This is a genomic window from Pseudoalteromonas sp. MT33b, assembly GCF_014117385.1.
In the GTDB taxonomy this organism is placed as follows: Bacteria; Pseudomonadota; Gammaproteobacteria; order Enterobacterales; family Alteromonadaceae; genus Pseudoalteromonas; species Pseudoalteromonas lipolytica.
This window is the reverse complement of the sequence record NZ_CP059831.1, coordinates 409,148-430,987: the sequence shown is the minus strand read 5'-3', so window position 1 is coordinate 430,987 and position 21,840 is coordinate 409,148. Positions and strand designations below refer to the sequence as shown.

General features: G+C 42.4%; 24 protein-coding genes and 4 tRNA genes. 7 read left to right on the top strand and 21 right to left on the bottom strand.

Translation table 11 applies throughout. From position 1 onward, the window contains the following. Window positions 1-12: 12 nt before the first annotated feature. Window positions 13-2,208 carry an EAL domain-containing protein gene (locus tag H3302_RS02060; RefSeq protein ID WP_182396096.1) on the bottom strand — a complete coding sequence of 732 codons (2,196 nt, stop codon included), beginning with the start codon at window positions 2,206-2,208 and terminating at the stop codon, window positions 13-15. 254 nt (window positions 2,209-2,462) lie between these two features. On the opposite strand from H3302_RS02060, the gene H3302_RS02055 reads away from it, so the two are divergent. Together H3302_RS02055 and H3302_RS02050 are read left to right on the top strand one after the other, a co-directional pair. Further along, window positions 2,463-2,969, top strand: coding sequence for an SRPBCC family protein (locus tag H3302_RS02055; RefSeq protein ID WP_075594346.1), 507 nt, complete (start codon window positions 2,463-2,465; stop codon window positions 2,967-2,969). Then, a complete protein-coding gene (locus tag H3302_RS02050) occupies window positions 2,938-3,825 on the top strand; it encodes a TIGR03899 family protein (RefSeq protein ID WP_065978187.1) in 888 nt (295 codons plus the stop codon). Before H3302_RS02055 ends, H3302_RS02050 begins: the two co-directional genes overlap by 32 nt. A gap of 17 nt (window positions 3,826-3,842) precedes the next feature. On the opposite strand, the gene H3302_RS02045 is transcribed toward H3302_RS02050, so the two are convergent. From H3302_RS02045 to H3302_RS02005, 9 genes are all read right to left on the bottom strand, one after another. Further along, window positions 3,843-4,610 (bottom strand): TIGR04219 family outer membrane beta-barrel protein, encoded by a 768-nt coding sequence (locus tag H3302_RS02045; RefSeq protein WP_075594345.1) that lies wholly within the window; start codon window positions 4,608-4,610, stop codon window positions 3,843-3,845. 4 nt (window positions 4,611-4,614) lie between these two features. Beyond that, window positions 4,615-5,601, bottom strand: coding sequence for a DUF2333 family protein (locus tag H3302_RS02040; RefSeq protein ID WP_065978189.1), 987 nt, complete (start codon window positions 5,599-5,601; stop codon window positions 4,615-4,617). Window positions 5,602-5,609: 8 nt separating this feature from the next. After that, window positions 5,610-6,116 (bottom strand): copper chaperone PCu(A)C, encoded by a 507-nt coding sequence (locus tag H3302_RS02035; RefSeq protein WP_075594344.1) that lies wholly within the window; start codon window positions 6,114-6,116, stop codon window positions 5,610-5,612. Between the two features lie 80 nt (window positions 6,117-6,196). After that, the gene (locus H3302_RS02030; protein ID WP_182396095.1) at window positions 6,197-6,523 is read right to left on the bottom strand and encodes a hypothetical protein; all 327 of its coding nucleotides are present in this window, start codon (window positions 6,521-6,523) and stop codon (window positions 6,197-6,199) included. A gap of 9 nt (window positions 6,524-6,532) precedes the next feature. Further along, complete coding sequence (locus tag H3302_RS02025) at window positions 6,533-6,739, bottom strand: PspC domain-containing protein (RefSeq protein ID WP_036971358.1); 207 nt, start codon at window positions 6,737-6,739, stop codon at window positions 6,533-6,535. A 10-nt stretch (window positions 6,740-6,749) separates the two neighbouring features. After that, complete coding sequence (locus H3302_RS02020) at window positions 6,750-7,424, bottom strand: PspA/IM30 family protein (protein ID WP_036971361.1); 675 nt, start codon at window positions 7,422-7,424, stop codon at window positions 6,750-6,752. A gap of 241 nt (window positions 7,425-7,665) precedes the next feature. After that, complete coding sequence (dusA, locus tag H3302_RS02015) at window positions 7,666-8,643, bottom strand: tRNA dihydrouridine(20/20a) synthase DusA (protein WP_075594343.1); 978 nt, start codon at window positions 8,641-8,643, stop codon at window positions 7,666-7,668. 223 nt (window positions 8,644-8,866) lie between these two features. Continuing rightward, complete coding sequence (locus H3302_RS02010) at window positions 8,867-9,346, bottom strand: hypothetical protein (RefSeq protein ID WP_075594342.1); 480 nt, start codon at window positions 9,344-9,346, stop codon at window positions 8,867-8,869. A 95-nt stretch (window positions 9,347-9,441) separates the two neighbouring features. Then, complete coding sequence (locus H3302_RS02005) at window positions 9,442-10,062, bottom strand: MarC family protein (RefSeq protein ID WP_036971394.1); 621 nt, start codon at window positions 10,060-10,062, stop codon at window positions 9,442-9,444. A 95-nt stretch (window positions 10,063-10,157) separates the two neighbouring features. Here H3302_RS02005 and H3302_RS02000 point away from each other — a divergent pair, with 95 nt between their 5' ends. The 3 genes from H3302_RS02000 to H3302_RS01990 all read left to right on the top strand — a co-directional run bounded on the left by H3302_RS02000 (window position 10,158) and on the right by H3302_RS01990 (window position 11,559). Continuing rightward, a complete protein-coding gene (locus H3302_RS02000; RefSeq protein WP_036971396.1) occupies window positions 10,158-10,592 on the top strand; it encodes a transcriptional repressor in 435 nt (144 codons plus the stop codon). A gap of 77 nt (window positions 10,593-10,669) precedes the next feature. Continuing rightward, window positions 10,670-11,137, top strand: coding sequence for a chemotaxis protein CheX (locus H3302_RS01995; RefSeq protein ID WP_065978232.1), 468 nt, complete (start codon window positions 10,670-10,672; stop codon window positions 11,135-11,137). Then, the gene (locus H3302_RS01990) at window positions 11,134-11,559 is read left to right on the top strand and encodes a secondary thiamine-phosphate synthase enzyme YjbQ (protein WP_036971402.1); all 426 of its coding nucleotides are present in this window, start codon (window positions 11,134-11,136) and stop codon (window positions 11,557-11,559) included. The genes H3302_RS01995 and H3302_RS01990 overlap by 4 nt, the downstream gene beginning before the upstream one ends. Window positions 11,560-11,798: 239 nt before the next feature. Here the strand turns inward: H3302_RS01990 and H3302_RS01985 are convergent. From H3302_RS01985 to orn, 5 genes are all read right to left on the bottom strand, one after another. Then, window positions 11,799-11,874, bottom strand: a tRNA-Gly gene (locus H3302_RS01985). 122 nt (window positions 11,875-11,996) lie between these two features. Continuing rightward, window positions 11,997-12,072, bottom strand: a tRNA-Gly gene (locus H3302_RS01980). Between the two features lie 128 nt (window positions 12,073-12,200). Beyond that, a tRNA-Gly gene (locus H3302_RS01975) sits at window positions 12,201-12,276 on the bottom strand. A 203-nt stretch (window positions 12,277-12,479) separates the two neighbouring features. After that, a tRNA-Gly gene (locus tag H3302_RS01970) sits at window positions 12,480-12,555 on the bottom strand. Between the two features lie 186 nt (window positions 12,556-12,741). After that, entirely contained in the window at window positions 12,742-13,287 is a 546-nt protein-coding gene (orn, locus tag H3302_RS01965) for an oligoribonuclease (protein ID WP_036971404.1), read from the bottom strand. A 122-nt stretch (window positions 13,288-13,409) separates the two neighbouring features. On the opposite strand from orn, the gene rsgA reads away from it, so the two are divergent. Then, window positions 13,410-14,468, top strand: coding sequence for a small ribosomal subunit biogenesis GTPase RsgA (gene rsgA, locus H3302_RS01960; protein WP_036971407.1), 1,059 nt, complete (start codon window positions 13,410-13,412; stop codon window positions 14,466-14,468). Window positions 14,469-14,486: 18 nt separating this feature from the next. Then, window positions 14,487-15,353: an archaetidylserine decarboxylase gene (gene asd / locus H3302_RS01955; RefSeq protein WP_182396094.1), complete on the top strand. Its 867-nt coding sequence runs from the start codon at window positions 14,487-14,489 to the stop codon at window positions 15,351-15,353. A 34-nt stretch (window positions 15,354-15,387) separates the two neighbouring features. Here asd and H3302_RS01950 read toward each other — a convergent pair whose 3' ends face one another. The 6 genes from H3302_RS01950 to thiC form a co-directional block, all read right to left on the bottom strand. Further along, window positions 15,388-16,143, bottom strand: a complete 756-nt coding sequence (locus tag H3302_RS01950; RefSeq protein ID WP_182396093.1) for a HesA/MoeB/ThiF family protein — start codon at window positions 16,141-16,143, stop codon at window positions 15,388-15,390. Beyond that, a complete protein-coding gene (gene thiE / locus H3302_RS01945) occupies window positions 16,140-17,669 on the bottom strand; it encodes a thiamine phosphate synthase (protein ID WP_182396092.1) in 1,530 nt (509 codons plus the stop codon). The genes H3302_RS01950 and thiE overlap by 4 nt, the downstream gene beginning before the upstream one ends. A 13-nt stretch (window positions 17,670-17,682) precedes the next feature. Then, entirely contained in the window at window positions 17,683-18,465 is a 783-nt protein-coding gene (locus H3302_RS01940) for a thiazole synthase (protein ID WP_075594336.1), read from the bottom strand. A gap of 1 nt (window position 18,466) precedes the next feature. Next, the gene (gene thiS, locus H3302_RS01935) at window positions 18,467-18,664 is read right to left on the bottom strand and encodes a sulfur carrier protein ThiS (protein WP_065978234.1); all 198 of its coding nucleotides are present in this window, start codon (window positions 18,662-18,664) and stop codon (window positions 18,467-18,469) included. 9 nt (window positions 18,665-18,673) lie between these two features. After that, window positions 18,674-19,678, bottom strand: coding sequence for an FAD-dependent oxidoreductase (locus H3302_RS01930; RefSeq protein WP_182396091.1), 1,005 nt, complete (start codon window positions 19,676-19,678; stop codon window positions 18,674-18,676). Between the two features lie 75 nt (window positions 19,679-19,753). Next, entirely contained in the window at window positions 19,754-21,706 is a 1,953-nt protein-coding gene (gene thiC / locus H3302_RS01925; RefSeq protein WP_259369875.1) for a phosphomethylpyrimidine synthase ThiC, read from the bottom strand. Window positions 21,707-21,840: the final 134 nt, after the last annotated feature.

The window sequence follows — 21,840 nt, the reverse complement described above, 5'->3', positions numbered from 1 at the left end:
TATCAAAGCCAATTAGTGCTTAGCTTGTAAATACGTAATTAACTCTTTCTCTGGCATAGGTTTAGCGTACATAAAGCCTTGCACTTCATCGCAACCAAGTTCACTCAAATAGTCTGCTTGGGCTTGTGTTTCAACTCCTTCAGCAATCGTTTTCAACCCTAATCTTGCGCCTAAAGAAATAATTAACGCTGCAATGGCTTCACAATCTTCACCGGGAAGGTCTTTGATAAATGCCCTGTCTATTTTTAGTCGATCGAGTGGTAAGCGTTGTAAATAACTTAATGATGAGAAGCCCGTACCGAAGTCATCGATAGCAATTTCGATCCCAAAGTCTTTAAGCTCCTGCAACGTCGTAATAACATTACTAAGTTCGTCCATTACAACGCTCTCGGTTACTTCAAGCTCAATAAACTTTGGTTCAACTTGGTAATTAATTAAGGTGTCTTTTACACGCTGCGCATAACCTTTCACTTTAAATTGCGGCACCGAGACATTAACTGCAATGCTAATTGCAAAACCGAGTTGCTCCAAACGCTTTTGCTGCATGCATGCTTGCTCTAATACCCATTGACCTATTTCGACAATTAAACCCGAATCTTCAGCCATCGGCACAAATATGGCGGGTGAAATGTACTGGCCATTACCTGAGGGCCATCGCAATAAAGCTTCACATCCTATGATGTCTAATGTTTTCAAATCGAGTTGTGGCTGAAACCACACTTCGAGTTTACGCTGTTCAAAATCTTGGCGAAGCTGTCTGATAATGCCTAACCGCCATGCCATTTGCTCTTCCATGTCAGGCGTATAAGTAATAACAGCTTCCATCGACTGTTTTTTTGCTTGGTTTAATGCAATATAACCGAGCTTTAGGGTTTCGATACCTGATGGCTTGAAATCCCCTTGGCAGCACATACCAATTTTAAAATTGATCAGCAAAATGTGCTCACCCGCATTGAATGGCAAGCTTAAATGCTCACATAACATCTCAATGTCACATTGCTCTTTTGGCAGTAATAAGCCAAATACATCGGCACCAATTCGCGATATCAACTCAGCTTGAGGGTACTCTTGACGTAACCTGTCAACGATAGCAACGAGTATTAAATTGCCAATTTCTTGGCCTAACCCATTGTTAATATCTGAAAACTGCGCAACGTCGATCAGTAAAAAAACATTATCATTTTTACCAGGATGATAAAAACGCTCAACCTTGTTCATAAAATCATTGCGATTAGAAAGGCCGGTTAACGTATCTTTATAAGCCGCATCACGTAAACGGTTAAACAAACGCACATTATCAAGTCCCACACTCACATTGGTGAGAAATATTTCTGCAAATTGTAACTGCGACTCACTCGGGATATGTGCGGTCTCTAAGTATATAGCGGCTTGGCGATTTTTACTTTTTAGTAGGTAAGTGCTATCAATTTCAGTGTGTTGATGTGTGCCCTGCTCTAAACAGTTTTTCACCTGTAAAATGATACGCCCATTGTCTAACTGCTCAACACCTTGGCCAATAAACTCGTTGTATTCGACACAACCACCAAGCACACAGACTTGGTTATCATCGTCTAATGATCCGCATAGCAACCCTTGTGGCTCACACTCTAAAATAAATGAAAGCTGCTTTATTACCGCCATGGTAAACGCTTTGATATCTGTGAAACCTAAAATAGCTTTTGAGGCATAGAGGATGTTATTGAGTGCTCGACTTTGAAACTCCAGCTGACAGACCTGCTCATAAGAACGAATCGCCGTCACGAGCGCAGTAATAAGCTTACTGCGGGTAAGCTCTGTTTTTGTTTTATAGTCGTTTATGTCGTATTCACGAATTACTTTTTCTTCTGGTGCGTAGCCTGGTTGACCCGTGCGCAAAATAATGCGCACATTATGATTATTGAGGGACTCTCTAACTTGCTTCACAACTTGCAAGCCCGCATCATCAGATTCCATAACTACATCCAGTAATACAACGGAAATTGAATGATTATCTTTAAGCACAGAAAGTGCTTCTGCTCCGGAATACGCATGATGAAAACGCAGACCTTTATCCCAAAACTCAACGCCTGAGAGTGCCAACTTTGTTACTGAATGTATTTCTGGATCATCGTCAACAATTAAGACATCCCAAAACTCTGAGGCTGTTTCGCTCAATAGTGGCTCATCATCTTGGTCACTAAACAAAAAGTCGTTAGATTCTGATGCCATTAATAATTCCTTAGACAAATCAGCGTAAAACAGTAACGATGGCTCAATTCCGGTTTACAGTGTTGCTTAAAATTCTATCACTTATTCGGCTATGATACATTAGTGATAACTTATACTGTGTAGATTATAGTCTATGATACGTATAATGTTATGAAAGCTATCAAATTATTGCCTGAGGTGGGATCATTAAATTATTCATTTTATGCCTAAAATCGCTGTTTATCAGTGCGCTAATCGCCTTGGTAATTGGCCTAATGCTGTCACAAAAATACACCGTTAATAAGTCGGTTAACGTCACAGCAGCGCCGGATGAAATAGCCAGCTTAGTGAGCGATTTCACACAATGGCCACGCTGGCAACCATGGCAAGCAGTTGATCCCAGTATTAAGTTTACTGTCGCTGAGCCAAGTAAAGGCGTTGGAGCTCATCAATTTTGGCAAAGTAAGTTTGGCTCAGGTGAAATGACAATCACCCAGTTAAGTCCAGATAAAATGACTTTCAATATTTTGTTTAATCAGGAACATATCGCCCAAGGTACGATAAGCTATGTTGGTAAAGGCAGTGAAGTTGAGATTATCTGCACCCTACATGGTGAAGTAAATACCCCTATTATTGGCGGCTACCTCGCTTTGCTAAGCCAATATATTCTTAACAACACAGTTAAACTGGCGCTCAATAATATTAAGACCACTGCGCAGTTAGCTACTAACAACAAGGCCATTGCTCCCGATGACAGTCAAAGCGGCTCAGGCAAGAGTTAATCTTGCTAATATCATTGAAAACCAGCTTGGTTATCCCATTCATAAGTCATCGACTGTCAAAATCAACAGTCCCAGCGATGACAGCTACTCTTCACAAGGGCAGCAGCAGTTAGCGTATAAAATAAATGCAGAAGCCAGCTTACTGCAACGAGCGCAAACACGCCAAGAAATTCAATTTATTAAGCGCCAAGAGAATATTGAAACCATCATGGCAATGGCGATGGCATTTTGCCCAGATGTTACAGGCCAACAACAGCCTGATTCAGACTGGATAGAACGATTTATTAGCTTATGTGAAGATACCGCAAACATCTCGATGCAAAAACTATGGGCTAAAATACTGGCTGGTGAAACCGTCTCACCTGGCACATTTTCAATCAAGAGTTTGCAAACGCTTAAGTACATGACACAACGTGAAGCAGATGCACTGCAACGCAGCACGTCGCTATGTGGCTACAACGAAAAAGACAACAGTCACCTAATTTTGTTAGGCTTTTATAAAAAACCATCCTTGTTTGATTTACTCAGAAAAGGTAACAAGGTCTCCCTTAATTTGGGTAAAACCCCTGTTAGTTTCCCTGACATTTTAACGTTGATGGATATCAACTTATTGTATCGTAAAGAAATAGAGTCAGCAGTATTGAAAGCTGGCCAAGAACTCTCACTAAGCTTTATGAATCAACGACTCATTTTAAAAGCAAAAAGTAATGACCTTGTATTGAGCTATTATAAGTTTACACAAACGGGGGATGAATTAAGAAAACTGATCGTCTCACCTATCAATAAGGCTTATAAGCAAATACTAACAACCTCATTAGACGATGAGTTTGAAATAAGCTGGCAAGCTACAAAATAACCTGCCAGCATACTCAATTAAAAGTGAATTTGGATACCCGCAAATGGGCCTGATGCATCTAAATCCGTATAGATATCATCAATATCATCCAATTCTAATGTCATTGAACGGTAGCCCGCTTTAACATCTAAATCGATAGCAAGATTATCAAGCAACGCATACGCAATACCGGCTTGGTAGTCTTGTACTTTGCTGTCATCAATCGCTAATAAGCTGCCTTCAAAGAAAACACTTAAACCTGTAAACGGTAAACCCACTTCTGCGCGGCCGTATACAAGTGGGACAAAACCAGAGAAATCAACACGTTCTGTTGTGCTTGGGCCCCCGTCTTGCGAGGTGCCTGTCACGACAATATCACCGTCAAATTGCTTGGCGTTCACACCTAAATCAATCGACACTAAATCATTATCGAAAATTTCGTAGTAAAGAATGTAATCTACGTGAGAAAGATCACTGACAGTGCCTACTTGTGTACCAACAACATAATCTGAACCACCAAAACTAAATGACTCATCCAACATGGTTGAACCATTCAGCTCAAGCTCGGTGTATTTTAATTTAATGTTAGGTACTAAAGGCACTGGGTGCTCTAGTGCTGCATAGTAGCTTGTGAAAGTCTCATCTTCAAAATTAAAACTTTGTAAATTACCGTCTTGAGCAAAGCTACCGCTATTATCTGATTGCCAGCCATCGACCCCAAGGTATAAACCTAATAGGGTGTCAGCTTGAGCTGTAGGAGCTAAACAGGCCATCGAAAGCGCGGCCGCTAAACAGTACTTTTTCATCATTTTATCCTTGCGCTAAAAGTTCGCTAAGTTCAATTAGAGCCGCATTGGCTCGAGAAATATAATTTGCCATTACCAGTGAATGATTGGCAACAAAACCAAAACCACTGCCATTTAAAATCATTGGGCTCCACACCGTTTCTTGTGTGGCTTCTAATTCACGAATAATTTGTTGTAGGCTAACACGGGCATTTTTCTTTTCTAAGACATCTGCGAAATCGTATTCAACAGCCTGTAAAAAGTGTAACAGCGCCCACGTGGCTCCCCTTGATTCGTAAAATACATCATCAATTTCCCACCACGACGTTTTCACTTGGTTTTGTAATGGTGCATAAGTTGCTTGGTGGGCAGCCGTATCACCGGCCAAGTCAGTGTTTAGGCGTTCTTGGCCAACACTTGCACTTAAACGCTGACTTAAACTGCCTAAGCGCTTTTCGGCTTCTTTTAGCCAACCACGTAAATTATCAGCGCGTGCATAAAATTGACTGTCTCTGTCATTTTGGTCGGCAATTTGGCTGCGATAAACAACAAGTAAATCAATGCCTTTTTGATATTCAGCTTCAGCGCTTGGCCACGCCCATGCTTCGGAACTGATGTTAAACTGCGGCTGCGCTTTTTTAAGTGCTTCATGCTCTGTTGATTGAGACTGAGAACGACTAAAGTCCTTACGCATTGATAATACAAGGTCACGCGTCATTTCAAGCGCCCCATATTCCCATGCAGGCATATTATCCATCATGACACTGGGTGGCATAATATCGTTAGACAAGTAACCACCGGGCTTATTCAATAATGTACTAGCTACATTAATTAACGTTGTCGTAGTGGTGTACCCCGTGACAAACTTTTCGCCACGCATTTGTGCTTCTTGCTTTGCCTTACCTACAACATCCATACGGTCAGGTTCACTACTCCAGTAAACCGAAACCGCGTAAAAAATAATTAAGATAATAAGTAATGCACTGGCTATTTTTCCTTTATGCTCAGACATGGTACCTCCTAGTGATGTGAGTGCTCTTTACTTTTTTGTGATGCCTCTTTAGACATATCATGTAAAGAGACAACTTTGGCTTGAGTAAATACTCGGTTGCCATCTTTAAAATATAGCGTGAGTTTTCGTTCTTGCCCTGCTTTTAACTCATCTTCAGGGTCAAACACCATCAAATGATAACCACCGGGTTTGAATTCAATGCTGCTGTGAGCATCTATCTCTAACGAAATAACCTGTTCCATTTTCATCATGCCATCAACATGGGTATGTTGATGAATTTCAACGCGCCCTAAACCATCCAGTGTTGCCTTTGTTAATGTTGTAGCCTGCTGACTCGGATTGGTAATCGTAAAATAAGCGACACTGGCCTTACTGGCAGGTAAAAATTCGCGAACTTGGGCATTGCTCACGGTTACTTCTGCAACATCGTTATGGTCATGACCGCTGTGGGCAGATGAAAAAGTACTATAAAATAAACTTGTGATAAGAAAAGAGAATGCGGGCAACAGTTTCATTATGTTTTAATCCTTGTTAAGACATCAACTTACCCGCTAAATTTAGCATACTTTATTTATTAAGGCAGTTTATTCGTACCTTAAGCTGGTGATTTCTTGTTATCAGCAATCATCCAACACAAAGCTGCAATTAATAATAAGGGCCATGCAATCACCACAGAACCAAATAAAAACGCAAGCACTACCCCGACTAAAGCAACCACACCTGCACCAATTAAGCCTATGGTAAATAAAGCAACCCCAGCAACTAGAGCAATAACAGCGACAAGTGCACCAACCACCTCAAGCCCAGCCCAGCTCATATCGGCTATTGATAAAGGCAGCTGCCATGAATCAAAGGATACAAATGCAAATGTATCTGTGCACAGTAGTAAAATTGCTAAGACAATAATAGCTAACGTTTTCATGACCAGCTCCTAATAACCTTTTACTGGCAAGCTACAATGTGCAACAAGGTAACCCACCCCAACAATGAAAGGCATATGTAAAAACAGTATGATCATGAGCAAACGCGTTGACCATACAGGGAAGCCCAATCGAGCAGCTAAACCGCTGCACACTCCAGAGATTTTCTTATTAGTTAAATCTCTAAACCAACGTGATGATGTATGATAAGTATTCATCGTTTTCCTCCTAAGCCGACTGTTTCATTGTGGCTTTTAAATCGGCCAGCTCTTTGTCTATAGCATCATTTTTTTCTAACGCAGCAATTTGCGCCGCTGTCGAATTTGCAGCATCACTGTGTGTAAGCTCATAGGCTTCAACTTGCGACTCGATGTTTTCAACGCGCTGCTCTAAATAATCAAATCGCGCTAACGCATCCGCAACTTTGTTACTATGAAGCTGCTCTTTGACTTTTAAGCGTGCCGTAACCACGCGCTCTTTTTGCATGTAAGTCAGTTGCTTTGCTTTGGCATCTGCAAGCTTATTTTGCAAACGCTGACAGTCGTCTGTTAACTTCGCTAATGAATCAGCCACTTTATCCATTTCACGTTGCTGCGCTTCAATCTCTGCGTTTAAACGCTGTTTCTCAATTAATGCTGCTTTAGCAAGATCATCTCTGTCTTTACTAAGTGCTTTTTCAGCTTTCGCTTGCCAATCAGCTTGCTTTGCTTGTTTTGCTGCAATTTCACGCTTTATTTGCTTTTCTTGAGTTAAGAATGTTGCAGCAGTTGCACGACACTCATTAAGTGCATCCTGCATTTCTTGCACGAGTAAATTAAGCAGCTTTTCAGGATCTTCTGCTTTATCGAGTGCAGCAGATAAATTAGCCTGAATAATGTCGTTTACGCGATTTAATACACCCATGTGATTCTCCTGTTGATAATTGGGTTAATACACCGAGGAGATTCCAATTCTTATGCCAACTACAAAAAATTTTAAAATAACCATTAAAATACATAAGGTTAATTAGTTTTCACGTAACTAAACACTGACTTTAAGCTGAATGGAAAATAACTAATTTGACTAAAAAACTAACTTTTAAACCAAATTTTAGGATCAAAAAAAGCCACAAAATAGTGGCTTTTTTTCTGTTCCAATTTGAACATTAAATTTCTGGTACAAAGCTCAATGCTTTATCCATAACACTTAAATCGGCCGTTTTGCCATGACCATTTTCTGAAAGGTGGCGTCTAAAGCCTCGCGCGCCCGGCTGGCCTTGGAAAATACCCAACATATGGCGAGCAATATGCCAAAAATTCGCGCCTTGGCTCATCTCATCTTCAATGTAATCATACATAGCTCGCACAACCTGATGACGATTAAGAGTAAACGGGGTATCACCGTAAATTTTTTCGTCAACGTCACTTAAAATGAATGGATTACTGTATGCCTCACGACCAATCATAATGCCATCAACATAATCAAGGTGCGTAATTGTATCAGCAATCGTTTTCACGCCACCATTTAGACTCAAGTGCAGTTGCGGATAGTCTTTTTTGAGTTGATAAACTCGCGGATAATCAAGCGGCGGAATTTCACGGTTTTCTTTCGGGCTTAACCCATTTAGCCATGCCTTACGGGCATGAATAATAAAGTCATCACAGCCTACATCGTGGCTTGCTTCAATCAGAGCACATAAAAACTCATACGAATCTTGCTCGTCAATTCCGATCCGTGTTTTAACGGTCACTGGAATCGATACTTCAGCCTTCATCGCCGCGACACACTCAGCAACAAGCTTTGGCTCAGCCATTAAACACGCACCAAAACGACCGTTTTGCACGCGATCAGATGGGCATCCTACATTAAGGTTAACCTCGTCATAACCGCGCTCTGCCGCTAACTTAGCACATTTAGCAAGTGCGTCAGGGTCAGACCCACCCAGCTGCAACGCAACAGGACCTTCATGTTGATTAAAGTGTAAGTAATCACCCTTACCAAATAAAATAGCACCTGTTGTCACCATTTCGGTGTAAAGCACAGCATGTTTTGTCATTTTACGATGGAATGTTCGACAATGACGATCAGTCCAATCGAGCATGGGTGCCACCGACAAACGGCGATTTAATGTCGTCGTGCTCATAGTATGGCCCCTTTAAATATCAATGCGTTCACTTGCAACTTGATTACCTAATACATTAACGCTTATTAAAGCAGTAACGGCTAAGATAATTAGCCATCACAATAAAAATAAAGTTTGCGTGATTATACCACTTAACAAAGCTGACGGCATGACTTAATCGTAGATCAGATAATGAAGAAGTGTGTAACTAACACACTTCATCTGGGAGGAAATAAAGTAATGACTAAATCTCTACTTTATTTAAGAGATTTTCTAAATTTTGGCCGGTAAGTTCAAATAGTGTAATTTCGAGTTCTTTATAATCTTCATTTTTTAGATTAACGAGCTTAGCACCCACTGCAATGCGTGCCACTTTCTCTACAGGATCGATTTCTACAATTTCAATTGATGCGTGCGTGTCATGATCTTTTGATTGCACATAATATTCACTGAAGAATGTACCATCAGCGCGCACATTCGGGTTACTGTCAGACACCGACTGCAACAGAGTGCCTTTTTTAAGATCGCTCTTGCGAAGTGAAAAGCTATATTCAGCTACATTGGCATGACCGATGATCAAGGTTACTGCACTTTCATCATTGATTTTAAAGTCATGATCTGTCACTTCGATCACTTTTAATTTGCCACTATCATAGGTCGGCTCCATGCAAGCAGCTAAACTAAAAAGCAGAAAAACAGATAAAACAACATGTTTGAGTCGCATTCTTTGTTCCTTAAATTATATTGCCTCCTTTTAAGTTAGATAATAGAAGGCAATAATTCAAAGTTTAAATGACTGAAAATGCGCTTTAATTTTTACTATACCGCAACCGTTAAGCCAAAATAATGAGCAATACCACCCAGAATATTTGTTACCGCAACCGAAGATAAAATTAATCCCATCACACGGCTTATGATACTTGCACCACTATCACCGATGAGTTTATGTACATGCGTTGCAAGTAACAGTAAAACCAACACTATAATCAACACCGATAACATCACTGATGACGTGATTAACTGCTCCAGCCATGTGTATTCATTGTTTCGAGTCATTAGTACTGCAGCAAGCATTGCTCCGGGGCTTGCTATTGACGGAATAGCGAGTGGAAAAATAGCCGTTTCGGTACTATTGCGGACACTTTTTATTTCACTTTCAGGCTTACTTTCACCAAAAATCATCGACAAGGCAAATATCAGTAACACAATTCCGCCGGCAATTTGAAAAGCAGACAAAGGAATCTTAATTGCGTTTAAAAGTAGTTCACCCGCGAGTACAAAAAACAATAAAACCAGTGCCGACACTCCCACCGCTTTTAATGCTACTTTTCGTTTAAACTTAGCGTCTTCGCCTCGTGTAACCGCGATAAAGACCGGTACAGTACCAATTGGATCAATGACAGCAAAAAAGAAAATGAACGCAGCAAGCAATTCACTCATACCGAAAACTCCCAAGAAAACCTGCTAGCGAATAAAAACGCTGCAACTACAATACAGTATGATAGTATATCACGGTAGCGTAAGGATAAGAGAAGATGAATACAGAATCACTCGTCAGTAAAGCAAAACAAGTATGTGATAATCGTGGTGCACGTTTTACACCTATCCGTGAAAAAGTATTCCGCCTGCTAGCGAGCGCGCAAGGTGGTGTTGGTGCTTATGACTTATTAGAACAACTCAAATTAACTGAGTCAGGAGCAAAACCAGCAACAATTTATCGCGCCTTAGACTTTTTGTCGGAACTGGGCTTTATTCACAAAATAGAAAGCACAAACTCATTTATGTTGTGCCATCATTTTGATCACATTCATCCAGTACAATTATTAATTTGTGATAGCTGCGGTTATGTAAAAGAGCTGCATTCTACTGTTATTTCGCACGAGCTTAATAACTTAGCAGCTGAAAGCGGCTTTATTGTCTCAGGACAAACAATCGAAGCACACGGAAAATGTGAAAATTGCAAAGATTAAGTGCACTGTTTTATACAGCCACTACAATTAAAGTTAGAACAGCAGCCTCGCTGCAATAACCTAAGGGAAAATAAACAATGAATGTGGAGTTCATCAACCCTTTTTTATCGTCTTTACTCAATGTATTGAGCACCATGGCTCAAACAGAATTAAAACCCGGTAAACCTAGCCTCAAAAAAGATGAGATTGCGCGCGGTGATGTCTCTGGTTTAATCGGTATGGTTGGCCCACAAACTAAAGGTTCACTTTCAATCACCTTTGATGAAAGTTTGGCCTTAACTATTATGGAAAGAATGCTGGGAGAGCGACCAGATTCAGTTAACGAAGAAGTGACTGATATGGTAGGCGAAATAACCAACATGGTCACCGGGGGCGCTAAAAACCTTCTGGGCGAAAAGGGCTATGAATTTGATATGGCAACACCGATTGTTGTATCAGGTAAAGGACACACCATTACACATAAGTGTGAAGGTGCTAAAGTACTCATTCCGTTCACCTCAGAGGACGGGAATGCCAATATAGAAGTTAGTTTTGATAAGCTATGAGTTGGCAACAAAAAACCATTCAGCTAAAGCCTCGCACACGAGGCTTTCACATCATTGATGACGAGTTACTTCGTCAACTACCTGAAATCAGCCAGTACAAAGTCGGTTTATTGCATTTGTTTATTCAGCACACTTCTGCCAGTTTAACTATTAACGAGAATGCAGATCCGACAGTGCGTATGGACATGGAAAGCCACTTCAACCACTTTGTCCCAGAAAGGCAGAGTTATTATCGCCACGATTATGAAGGTGACGATGACATGCCTGCACACATAAAAAGCAGTACATTAGGCTGCGAACTGACAATTCCAATCCATCAAGGACGCCTTCAACTCGGTACTTGGCAAGGTATTTATTTAGGTGAGCATCGCGACCAGGGCGGTTCAAGACGCATTGTTGCCACAATCCAAGGTCAACTATAAAACAAATAAATAAACAGGCGTGACGTAGCTGAAATGTTTTTAAATGGGAGTTATACCATTACGCTTAATTAAGTGGTCTATTTTGAGGCAATAAAACCGCGTTGATAACAAGGCAAAAATTTAGTTATTTAGTTGTTCTAAATCAGAAATTTTTAACGCAGGTAGCGACTGGTTTAATCACTCAAAATGATTAAGTATTTTTGCGGAATGGTATTATTTATAAAGAATAATTTAGAATTTGGAGCGGCACACGAGGCTCGAACTCGTGACCTCAACCTTGGCAAGGTTGCGCTCTACCAACTGAGCTAGTGCCGCATTCAAATAGTCAGTAATTTGTCCGTTGGTGCACAACCAAAGGTTGCGGTAAAACGTTCTGGCAACTGAGCAAGTGCCGTATAATTTGAAATTTTTTATAACAATTTCTTTTGGTGAGAAATTGGAGCGGCACACGAGGCTCGAACTCGTGACCTCAACCTTGGCAAGGTTGCGCTCTACCAACTGAGCTAGTGCCGCATTCAATTCAAAATAGTCAGTAATTTGTCCGTTGGTGCACAACTTAAAGGTTGTGGTGAAACGTTCTGGCAACTGAGCTAGTGCCGTATAATTTGAATTTTTTATAACAATTTCTTTTGGTGAGAAATTGGAGCGGCACACGAGGCTCGAACTCGTGACCTCAACCTTGGCAAGGTTGCGCTCTACCAACTGAGCTAGTGCCGCATTCAAATAGTCAGTAATTTGTCCGTTGATGCACAACCTAAAGGTTGCGGTAAAACGTTCTGGCAACTGAGCTAGTGCCGCATTCAAATAGTCAGTAATTTGTCCGTTGCTGCACAACCTAAAGGTTGTGGTGAAACGTTCTGGCAACTGAGCTAGTGCCGTATAATTTGAATTTTTTATAACAATTTCTTTTGGTGAGAAATTGGAGCGGCACACGAGGCTCGAACTCGTGACCTCAACCTTGGCAAGGTTGCGCTCTACCAACTGAGCTAGTGCCGCATTCAAATAGCCAGTGATTTGTCCGTTGATGCACAACCTAAAGGTTGCGGTAAAACGTTCTGGCAACTGAGCTAGTGCCACAAATTTCAACTATAAAGTTTAGCTAAAGACACACTAACCCCGCGAGGGTTAACGTCTTAAGCGGGGCAGGATTCTACAATAATCCGATGTGTTTGCAAATGTTTTTTACAAATTAAAGAATTTTTCTTGGTAAACCTTTAATTCCATAATTGAATCTTTTATATCATCAAGGGCAAGGTGTGAACCTTTTTTGTTCACTTGAGCAAGAACCTCAGGCTTCCAGCGGCGCGCAAGCTCTTTAATAGTGCTTACATCAAGGTTGCGATAATGAAAATAGTCTTCCAATTCCGGCATGTACTTATTCATGAATCGACGGTCTTGGCCGATTGAATTTCCGCACATAGGCGATGCGCCAGCAGGTACCCACTGTTTCAAAAACGCCAATGTTTGCTCAATGGCATCTTGCTCAGTGAAAGAACTTGCTTTGCAGCGGGCTGTTAAACCTGATTGACCATGTTGGGTCGTACACCACTCGTCCATGCCATCAAGTAATTCATCGCTTTGATGAATAGCAATAACAGGGCCTTCAGCCAAGATGTTTAACTCGCTGTCGGTGACAACAGTGGCAATTTCGAGTATTTTATCTGTTGCTGGTTCGAGGCCAGTCATTTCCAGGTCGAGCCAGATAAGATTTGATTTATGAAAAGACATAGTTACCTTAGCGGTGCTTTCCTTTAGATCCAACGCATTTAGATATATCATATTAGTATCATCAGTCGACCTAAAGCTTTTTTTTCAAAAAGCCCGACATTTAATCAAGTTATAGGCCAAAAGTGGCAAAACAAAAGAAATTAAGTAAAGGCCAGTCTCGTCGGATTAAGGCCAATCATCAAAAACGTTTGTCTAATGCTGATAAAAAGCAAGACAAGGGCGCAGCCGTGCAATGGCAAAACGATAATTTAGGCCCTGCTGAAAATGCCGTTGTATTAAGCCGTTTTGGACAACATGCAGATATCGAAACGGACTCTGGTGATGTGCTGCGCTGTAACATTCGTCGCACTGTATCAAGCCTTGTTTGCGGGGATGAAGTGATATTTCGTCGCGCCAAAGTGAGTGAGGGTGACTTAGCCGGTGTCATCGAAGCAACTCACGAACGTCGCTCGCAGCTTACACGTCCAGATTTTTATGACGGAGTGAAAGTCGTTGCAGCTAATATCGACCAAATTTTAATGGTGTCAGCGGTATTACCTGAGTTTACTCCTAATATTATCGACCGTTATTTAGTTGCCTGTGAAGACATGGGCATAGAGCCGATTTTAGTGCTCAACAAAATCGATTTAATTGACGATGAAGGACTCGCCTATATTAATGAAATTCTCGATATTTATCGTGAACTGGGCTATCAAGTATTACTCGTCAGTAATAAAACAGGCCAAGGTATTGATGAGCTTAAACAAACGTTAATAGATAAAAACAGCATCTTTGTGGGTCAAAGTGGTGTGGGTAAATCAACGTTAGTTAATACTGTTTTACCCGACGCCGCTATTTTAACTCAGGAAGTCTCTGAAAATAGTGGTCTTGGGCAACACACAACAACCGTATCACGTTTACATCACTTACCCTCTGGCGGTAATCTTATTGATTCACCAGGGATCCGTGAGTTTGGCCTATGGCATTTAGATGTTGAACGCGTAACTTGGTGCTTTAAAGAGTTCCGTGACTTTATTGGCGGCTGTCGTTTTCGTGACTGTAAACATCTAAATGATCCGGGCTGTATCATTCGCCAAGCGGTTGATGATGGAGATATTTCAGAACTTCGTTTTGACAGTTACCACCGAATTTTAGAAACTATGGCCGATGGCCGTGCGGGTGCACGCGCTCCTCGCGTATAACTATTTAGGAAATAACAAGTGAGTTTAGATAAATTCAAAATTGCCATGCAGTATGCCATGCCAAAACATTTCATTTCGCGCATGGTCGGCAAGTTAGCAGCAGCGAAAGCGGGTGGCTTAACCACGGCGTTAATCAAGCTATTCATCAAACAATATAAAATTGATATGAGTGAGGCTAAATACCCCGATCCAGCTCATTACAAAACCTTTAATGAATTTTTTACTCGCCCTTTAAAGGAAGGTATTCGCCCACTTGCAGAAGAAAAAGACATTATTGCTCACCCAGTTGATGGTGCGATTAGCCAATTAGGTGACGTAGTAGATGGTCAAATAATTCAAGCTAAAGGGCACGACTACAGCTTACAGGCATTACTAGGTGGTAACGAAGACGATACCGTGCCATTTTTGGGTGGTAAGTTCGCAACAATCTATTTAGCACCGAAAGACTATCACCGTATTCACATGCCGATTGATGGGACGCTGAGTAAAATGATTTATGTACCAGGTGATTTATTCTCAGTGAATCCGCTTACGGCGCAAAACGTCCCTAACTTATTTGCGCGTAATGAACGTGTGGTTGCAATTTTCGAAACTGACATAGGCCCACTTGCGATGGTACTGGTAGGTGCAACGATTGTAGCCAGCATCGAAACCATATGGGCAGGTACCGTTACACCACCTGCCGGTAAAGATGTATTCAGCTGGAACTACCCTACCAAAGGTGATAACGCAATCACTTTGAAAAAAGGCGAAGAAATGGGTCGCTTTAAGTTAGGGTCTACCGTGATTTTAGCCTGGGGTGCAAACCAAGCTGAGTTTTTATCTGACCAACACCCAGAAACAGTCACTCGCATGGGCACACCATTTGCGACAATCAAAGACTAACCATCTTAGTTATACAAAAATTAAAAAGCAGGCTTCAAGCCTGCTTTTTGCATTCTGCGCATTCGCTATCTTTGTGAGGTGTAAAACGTAGCTGCTGTAAAGTCAGCCCATCAAATTGAATAAACTCGCTGCCTGTTTTATGGCCTAACAGTATATTAACCGCCAGTAAGCTTTGCATACTGCCCATAACTCCCAGTAATGGGCTTATTACACCCGCGTTATCACAGTTTAATACTGGTTGATCATCTGTTTGCGGGAATACGCAGCCATAACAGGGGCTGTCGGAATTGCGAAAGTCAAAGCACATTAGTTGCCCTTGTGTGGCAATCGCAGCGGCTGAAATGAGCGGGATTGTGTGCGCTAAACAATAGCGATTAATTAAGTAACGAGTGGCAAAGTTATCACTGCAATCGAGTACGATGTCGGCCCCTTGTAAAACGTCTGCAAGGTTTTTTTCATCAAGTCTTTGGCAAATGGGCTCAATACTAATTTGGTTATTTAAGCTTGCTAACACTTTCGAGGCTGCCTGTGTTTTTGCTTGCCCTAAGTGATTAACTTTATACAAAATTTGTCGCTGTAAATTTGAAAGCTCGACATTGTCATTATCAATCAACGTGAGCTTACCCACCCCAGCCGCAGCTAAATAAAGTAGCGCTGGTGAGCCAAGCCCACCAGCACCTACTACCGCAATATGTGCGGCCTTTAATATTTGCTGCCCCTCCAATCCCACTTCTTTAAGCATTAAGTGGCGGCTGTAACGTATGCGCTCTTTATCGCTTAACGCACTCATGCTTCGGAGTCGCCTTCAACACATTGTTTGAGTTTAGCAATCGCAGCGGGGTAATCTTCGGCTTCGGTAATTGCTCGCACCACAGCCACACTGCCTACCCCGGTATTTGCCACTTGCTCTGCACGTGACACATCAATGCCACCAATGGCAACTGTTGGGTAGTCGGCCATTAACGGGACAAATTTTTCAAGCTTTTCTAGGCCTTGAATTTGCCCTGTCATGTCTTTTGTGGTGGTTAGGTAAATTGCACCAAATGCCATGTAGCTCGGGCGATAATTATGGGCGCGCAGCATTTCATAAAAACCATGGGTCGAGACGCCTAAACGCAAGCCAGCCTCTTTTATAGCAATTAAATTAGCCGTTTGTAGGTCTTCTTGGCCTAAATGAACTCCATATGCACCGTGCTTAATCGCCAGTTGCCAATAGTCATTAATATACACCTGCGCATCGTATTTTTGACCAAGCATAACAGCACTGGCAATGGCCTCATCTAGCGTTGCATCATCTGTATTTTTGATTCGTAGCTGTACGGTTTTAACGCCTTCAGCTAAACACTTTTCTAACCAATCAACACTGTCGACTACTGCATATAAACCGAGCTTTTTAGATTGACACTCAGCAAAACCAGCCGCCATAGTAAAATTGCTAGGGTGATCAAAGTCGAGTTCATCACCAAGCCAACTCCCCGCTTCAATCACTTGTGGATAATCTGCTAAATTAACCGGAAAATGAGTGTGTGCAACAGGGCCAATTCCTTCACCGTAACGCACTGCCGCTTTTAAACCTTGGTTTATATACGCTTTTGCGAGAATAAAAGCGTCTTTCAGTGGATAACGCTTTGCTAGGCAAGCAGCAATCACTGAGGCCATACTACACCCGGTGCCATGGCTATGCGGTGTTTGAATTTTTTCATTTCCAAGCCAGTACTCGTGTGTATCTTGCAGGCAGTAATCGATGCAATAACCACTTGGGTAGTCCCAATGACCACCTTTGATGATGACCGATTTTGCGCCATAACTTTGCAGCTTTTGCGCAGCTTCTTTTACTGCACTTGGACCAATTAAATACACTCCGGTCAGTAACTGCGTTTCGTGGGTATTGGGTGTAACAACATCTACCCACGGTAATAAACACTCTTTAATTGCACTCACGGTATCTTCTTCTGTGAGTAAGTCGCCACTGGAGGCTATCGCCACAGGGTCATAGACAACCAAAGGCGGCACTTCCCAGGTGTTTTTATAATGTTTTAAATGTTCACTTATTAACTGAATTTGCTGCACATTCGCCAACATGCCGATTTTTATCACCGTGGCGGGCATATCGGTTACTAAAGCTTGTAATTGAGATTCAATCACCTCAGTTGAAATGGGATTTAAGGCCTCAACACCTAAACTATTTTGTGCTGTTAAAGCCGTGATCACGGTGCAGCAATGCACTGAAAAGCTTTGCATCGCTTTAATATCGGCTTGAATTCCAGCCCCGCCGCCGGAATCAGATCCCGCTATGCTCCATACAACCTGATTCATGTTTTCCTCTTCTTTAATTTTGATGCCAAAATGGCATGCCCATAGTAGGTGTTGATGGGCTGGCTACGTCTTTTTCGGGCATCGCTTTGGCTAAATAGCTGTATCTGCCTGCCTCAACGGCACTGCGAAATGCATGGCTCATTGTAACTGGGCACCCAGCTCCAGCGATTGCCGAATTTAATAATACCGCATCATACCCTAATTCAAGGGCTTGGCAGGCATGCGAAGGTAACCCTAATCCAGCATCAACGATTAAGGTATGACTAGGCAAACGCTCTCGGATCATTCTTAGGTTATAGGGGTTCAGTAACCCTTTACCTGTTCCAATAGGCGCACCCCAAGGCATCAGCACTTCACAGCCTAAATCAGCAAGACGCTGGCATAACACTAAGTCATCGGTGCAGTAAGGCAGTACTTTAAAGCCCTCATCTAATAGTATTTTTGTTGCTTCGAGTAACGCAAAAGGATCGGGCTGCAAATTATATTCATCACCAATCAGCTCAAGCTTGATCCAATCAGTGGCAAAAACCTCACGGCACATTTGAGCCAGAGTAACCGCTTCTTTCACACTGTGACACCCTGCTGTATTTGGGAGCACTTTAAGCCCGGTGTTTTTTATTAACTGCCAAAAATCATCGCCGGCTTGCGCACTTTGTTGGCGCCTTAATGACACGGTAACAATATCAGCCCCAGAGGCCACAATTGATTCTGTCATTATACTGGGCGAAGGATACAATGCAGAACCAATGAGTAAGCGGCTGCGTATTTGTTCACCATAAATAGTAAAACTATCCATGCTAACCTCCTTGAATGGGTGACAAAAGCTCAATGCTGTCACCCTCGTTAAGAGTTTTTGTTTCGCATTGGCTGCGTGGTACAAAGTCGCCGTTTACAGCCACAGCAAATGGCGGCCTAGCCCCATAGTTTGCCAACGCCTCGCTAAGCGATATTTGCTCAGCCACAACAGCTGATTGACCATTTATTACTATTTTCATTATGACCCCCTAAGCCATTAAGCTAATTGCTTCATCGACAACATAAGGCGCTAACAAATAACCATGACGATATAAGCCATTAAGGCTTATAACTCTCCCTTCTCGGGTCACCTGTGGACGGTTATCTGCAAATGCAGGACGAAGCCCTGATTGCAAACTTTCAATACGCGCTTCAGCAAAACCACTGTGAACCGTATAAGCTGCCGACAATAACTCAAGTGCTGAGCGCACGGTGACTTTGCCTGTGTCGTGCGATTCAATTTCAGTCGCGCCAATCACAAACTGATGATTCGGTTTAGGTGCAATATAAATGGGGTAGCGCGGATGCATAAGGCGCACTGGCCGAGACAGGTTTACTTCTGGTGCATATAAGCGTGCCACTTCTCCTCTCACACCACGAAGGCTAGGTAAAGCTGTTTTTGCCCCTAATCCCCGACAATCAAAAACAAAGTCATAACTTTGTCCATTCACCTTATGGCCTGTTAAAGTAATGTGTGAGTGCCAATTAAAGCTGACTTGACGAGCAACTAATTGGTTATAGCTCGCAGCATAGAAGGCCTGGTTATCGAGCTGGCCTTCGCAGGGTAAATACACCCCTTGGTGAAAGCGTCCAGCAAGCTCAGGCTCAAGATCTGCTATTTGCGCGCTGCTCACTGTGTCCGCTGTATGCTCGGCTAATGGTTTTAAGCGGCTAATAAAACTGTGTAAATCGCCTTTATCTTGCTGATGAGCAACCACCAAACTGCCCGCTTGCTGAAAATACACACGCTCATCCAGTTCACTAATAATCTGCTGCCAGCGTTGAATGCTCGCCAGCCCCTGCAGCGCTATATCTTGCTCACATAATACCGACTCAGCCAGCGGTGCGAGCATAGCCGCAGCAACATTTCCGGCACTGTTTGCTGCGTGTTGATCATCTTGCTCATACACGCTGACTTGATGCACTTTAGAGAGTGCTAAAGCAGTAAGTCGTCCTGTTAAACCAAATCCCAAAATTGCTATTTTTAAAGACATAAACGTTCTAGATGCTAGATAATTCGCGCGAGATAATCATTCTAGCGCCTCGTTTTCTAGCACCTAGCTCCTTGGTTAAATTGCTTTATGATAAATTTCAGAACCCGTTTTTTTGAACTCGTCGGATTTCACTTTCATCTCTGCTTCAACATCGACCATCTTAATTTCGATAGCATCGCCTACATTGTTAGGGTCGATACCTCGCGCTTCTAGATCTTTCGCGTAATCACGTACTTCTTGGGTTATTTTCATCGAGCAGAATTTAGGACCGCACATAGAGCAAAAATGGGCTATTTTGCCAGACTCTTGTGGCAGAGTTTCATCATGATACTCACGGGCGCGTTCAGGGTCTAAACCTAGGTTAAATTGGTCGTGCCAACGGAACTCGAAGCGTGCCTTCGATAACGCGTTATCACGCTCTTGTGCCCCTGGATGGCCTTTGGCTAAATCGGCTGCGTGTGCGGCAATTTTGTAGGTGATAAGACCTTCTTTTACATCTTCTTTATTCGGTAAGCCTAAGTGCTCTTTAGGGGTGACATAACACAACATGGCACAGCCATACCACGCAATTTGTGCAGCCCCAATACCCGAGGTGAAATGGTCGTAACCCGGTGCAATATCAGTCGTTAATGGGCCAAGCGTATAAAAAGGTGCTTCTTCACAATGCTTTAGTTGCTCTTCCATGTTTTCTTTAATCATATGCATTGGCACATGACCTGGGCCTTCAATAAACACTTGTACATCATGCTTCCATGCAAGCTTAGTCAGCTCACCTAGTGTACGTAATTCGCTAAACTGTGCTTCGTCGTTGGCATCGGCAATTGAACCTGGACGCAAACCATCGCCCAATGAAAAACACACATCATATTGTTTTAAAATTTCACAAATTTCTTCAAAGTGCGTGTATAAGAAGTTTTCTTTGTGATGTGCTAAACACCACTTTGCCATGATTGAGCCGCCGCGCGATACAATACCCGTGACACGCTTTGCAGTCATTGGCACATAACGAAGTAACACCCCAGCATGGATAGTAAAATAATCGACGCCTTGCTCCGCTTGTTCAATCAAAGTATCGCGGAAAATCTCCCAAGTCAGGTCTTCGGCAACCCCATTTACTTTTTCAAGTGCTTGATAGATTGGTACGGTACCAATTGGCACGGGTGAATTACGTACGACCCATTCACGGGTTTCATGAATATAACGACCCGTTGATAAGTCCATCACCGTATCTGCGCCCCAACGAGTCGACCACACCATTTTTTCGACCTCTTCTTCAATAGACGAAGTGACCGATGAATTACCAATATTCGCGTTCACTTTTACAAGGAAATTACGGCCAATGATCATTGGTTCGGTTTCAGGGTGGTTAATATTGTTAGGTAACACGGCTCTGCCACGGGCAATTTCATCGCGCACAAATTCAGGGGTTATAAAATCGGGGATACTGGCTCCGAATGACTCTCCCTTATGCTGTGCAGCAAGGAGCTCTTCACGAATTTTTGCACGGCCCATATTTTCACGAATAGCCACGTATTCCATTTCAGGCGTTACAATGCCTTGGCGTGCATAATGCATTTGCGTCACATTTTTACCTGCTTTCGCACGGCGTATTTTTGGGAGGTGCTCAAAGCGAATATGGTCTAAACCTTCGTCAGCCATTCGTTGCTGCGAAAACTGCGAGGTAACTGAATCAAGAATTTCCGTGTCACCACGTTTTTCTATCCACTGTTCGCGGTACTTTTCTAGCCCTTTGCGTACGTCGAGTTTAAAATCAGGATCGGTATATGGACCCGATGTATCATACACACGAATTGGCGCATTCGGCTCGAACACGGGGTTTTCTTCGGTTCCACCTATGAAGGTATCACTGAGGGTTATTTCGCGCATTCCGACACGCACGTTTTCTTGCGTGCCTTCAACATATACTTTGTGCGAATTAGGGAAAGGTTGCCCTGTTAAGTTATAAATATAATCAGATGCAGCCGCACGAATTTCGCGGCGAGACGGTTTAGTTGTAGTGTTTGACATGACTTACCTCATTGCTTTAAGGATTGTCTTGTCAGATATTGCAGGTGCAATAGAGAGTGGCAAACGCCATTGGATCGTTAGTAAGTTATTTCACTTACAATTGCAGCCTAAGCTTAGCAACTTATGCCCCATTT

Excerpts from the sequence above, each read along its gene's own strand:
- H3302_RS02060 (WP_182396096.1), bottom strand. The coding sequence starts at position 2,208 with ATGGCATCAGAATCTAACGACTTTTTGTTTAGTGACCAAGATGATGAG.
- H3302_RS02055 (WP_075594346.1), top strand. The coding sequence starts at position 2,463 with ATGCTGTCACAAAAATACACCGTTAATAAGTCGGTTAACGTCACAGCA.
- H3302_RS02050 (WP_065978187.1), top strand. The coding sequence starts at position 2,938 with ATGACAGTCAAAGCGGCTCAGGCAAGAGTTAATCTTGCTAATATCATT.
- H3302_RS02045 (WP_075594345.1), bottom strand. The coding sequence starts at position 4,610 with ATGAAAAAGTACTGTTTAGCGGCCGCGCTTTCGATGGCCTGTTTAGCT.
- H3302_RS02040 (WP_065978189.1), bottom strand. The coding sequence starts at position 5,601 with ATGTCTGAGCATAAAGGAAAAATAGCCAGTGCATTACTTATTATCTTA.
- H3302_RS02035 (WP_075594344.1), bottom strand. The coding sequence starts at position 6,116 with ATGAAACTGTTGCCCGCATTCTCTTTTCTTATCACAAGTTTATTTTAT.
- H3302_RS02030 (WP_182396095.1), bottom strand. The coding sequence starts at position 6,523 with ATGAAAACGTTAGCTATTATTGTCTTAGCAATTTTACTACTGTGCACA.
- H3302_RS02025 (WP_036971358.1), bottom strand. The coding sequence starts at position 6,739 with ATGAATACTTATCATACATCATCACGTTGGTTTAGAGATTTAACTAAT.
- H3302_RS02020 (WP_036971361.1), bottom strand. The coding sequence starts at position 7,424 with ATGGGTGTATTAAATCGCGTAAACGACATTATTCAGGCTAATTTATCT.
- dusA (WP_075594343.1), bottom strand. The coding sequence starts at position 8,643 with ATGAGCACGACGACATTAAATCGCCGTTTGTCGGTGGCACCCATGCTC.
- H3302_RS02010 (WP_075594342.1), bottom strand. The coding sequence starts at position 9,346 with ATGCGACTCAAACATGTTGTTTTATCTGTTTTTCTGCTTTTTAGTTTA.
- H3302_RS02005 (WP_036971394.1), bottom strand. The coding sequence starts at position 10,062 with ATGAGTGAATTGCTTGCTGCGTTCATTTTCTTTTTTGCTGTCATTGAT.
- H3302_RS02000 (WP_036971396.1), top strand. The coding sequence starts at position 10,158 with ATGAATACAGAATCACTCGTCAGTAAAGCAAAACAAGTATGTGATAAT.
- H3302_RS01995 (WP_065978232.1), top strand. The coding sequence starts at position 10,670 with ATGAATGTGGAGTTCATCAACCCTTTTTTATCGTCTTTACTCAATGTA.
- H3302_RS01990 (WP_036971402.1), top strand. The coding sequence starts at position 11,134 with ATGAGTTGGCAACAAAAAACCATTCAGCTAAAGCCTCGCACACGAGGC.
- orn (WP_036971404.1), bottom strand. The coding sequence starts at position 13,287 with ATGTCTTTTCATAAATCAAATCTTATCTGGCTCGACCTGGAAATGACT.
- H3302_RS01950 (WP_182396093.1), bottom strand. The coding sequence starts at position 16,143 with ATGAGTGCGTTAAGCGATAAAGAGCGCATACGTTACAGCCGCCACTTA.
- thiE (WP_182396092.1), bottom strand. The coding sequence starts at position 17,669 with ATGAATCAGGTTGTATGGAGCATAGCGGGATCTGATTCCGGCGGCGGG.
- H3302_RS01940 (WP_075594336.1), bottom strand. The coding sequence starts at position 18,465 with ATGGATAGTTTTACTATTTATGGTGAACAAATACGCAGCCGCTTACTC.
- thiS (WP_065978234.1), bottom strand. The coding sequence starts at position 18,664 with ATGAAAATAGTAATAAATGGTCAATCAGCTGTTGTGGCTGAGCAAATA.
- H3302_RS01930 (WP_182396091.1), bottom strand. The coding sequence starts at position 19,678 with ATGTCTTTAAAAATAGCAATTTTGGGATTTGGTTTAACAGGACGACTT.
- thiC (WP_259369875.1), bottom strand. The coding sequence starts at position 21,706 with ATGTCAAACACTACAACTAAACCGTCTCGCCGCGAAATTCGTGCGGCT.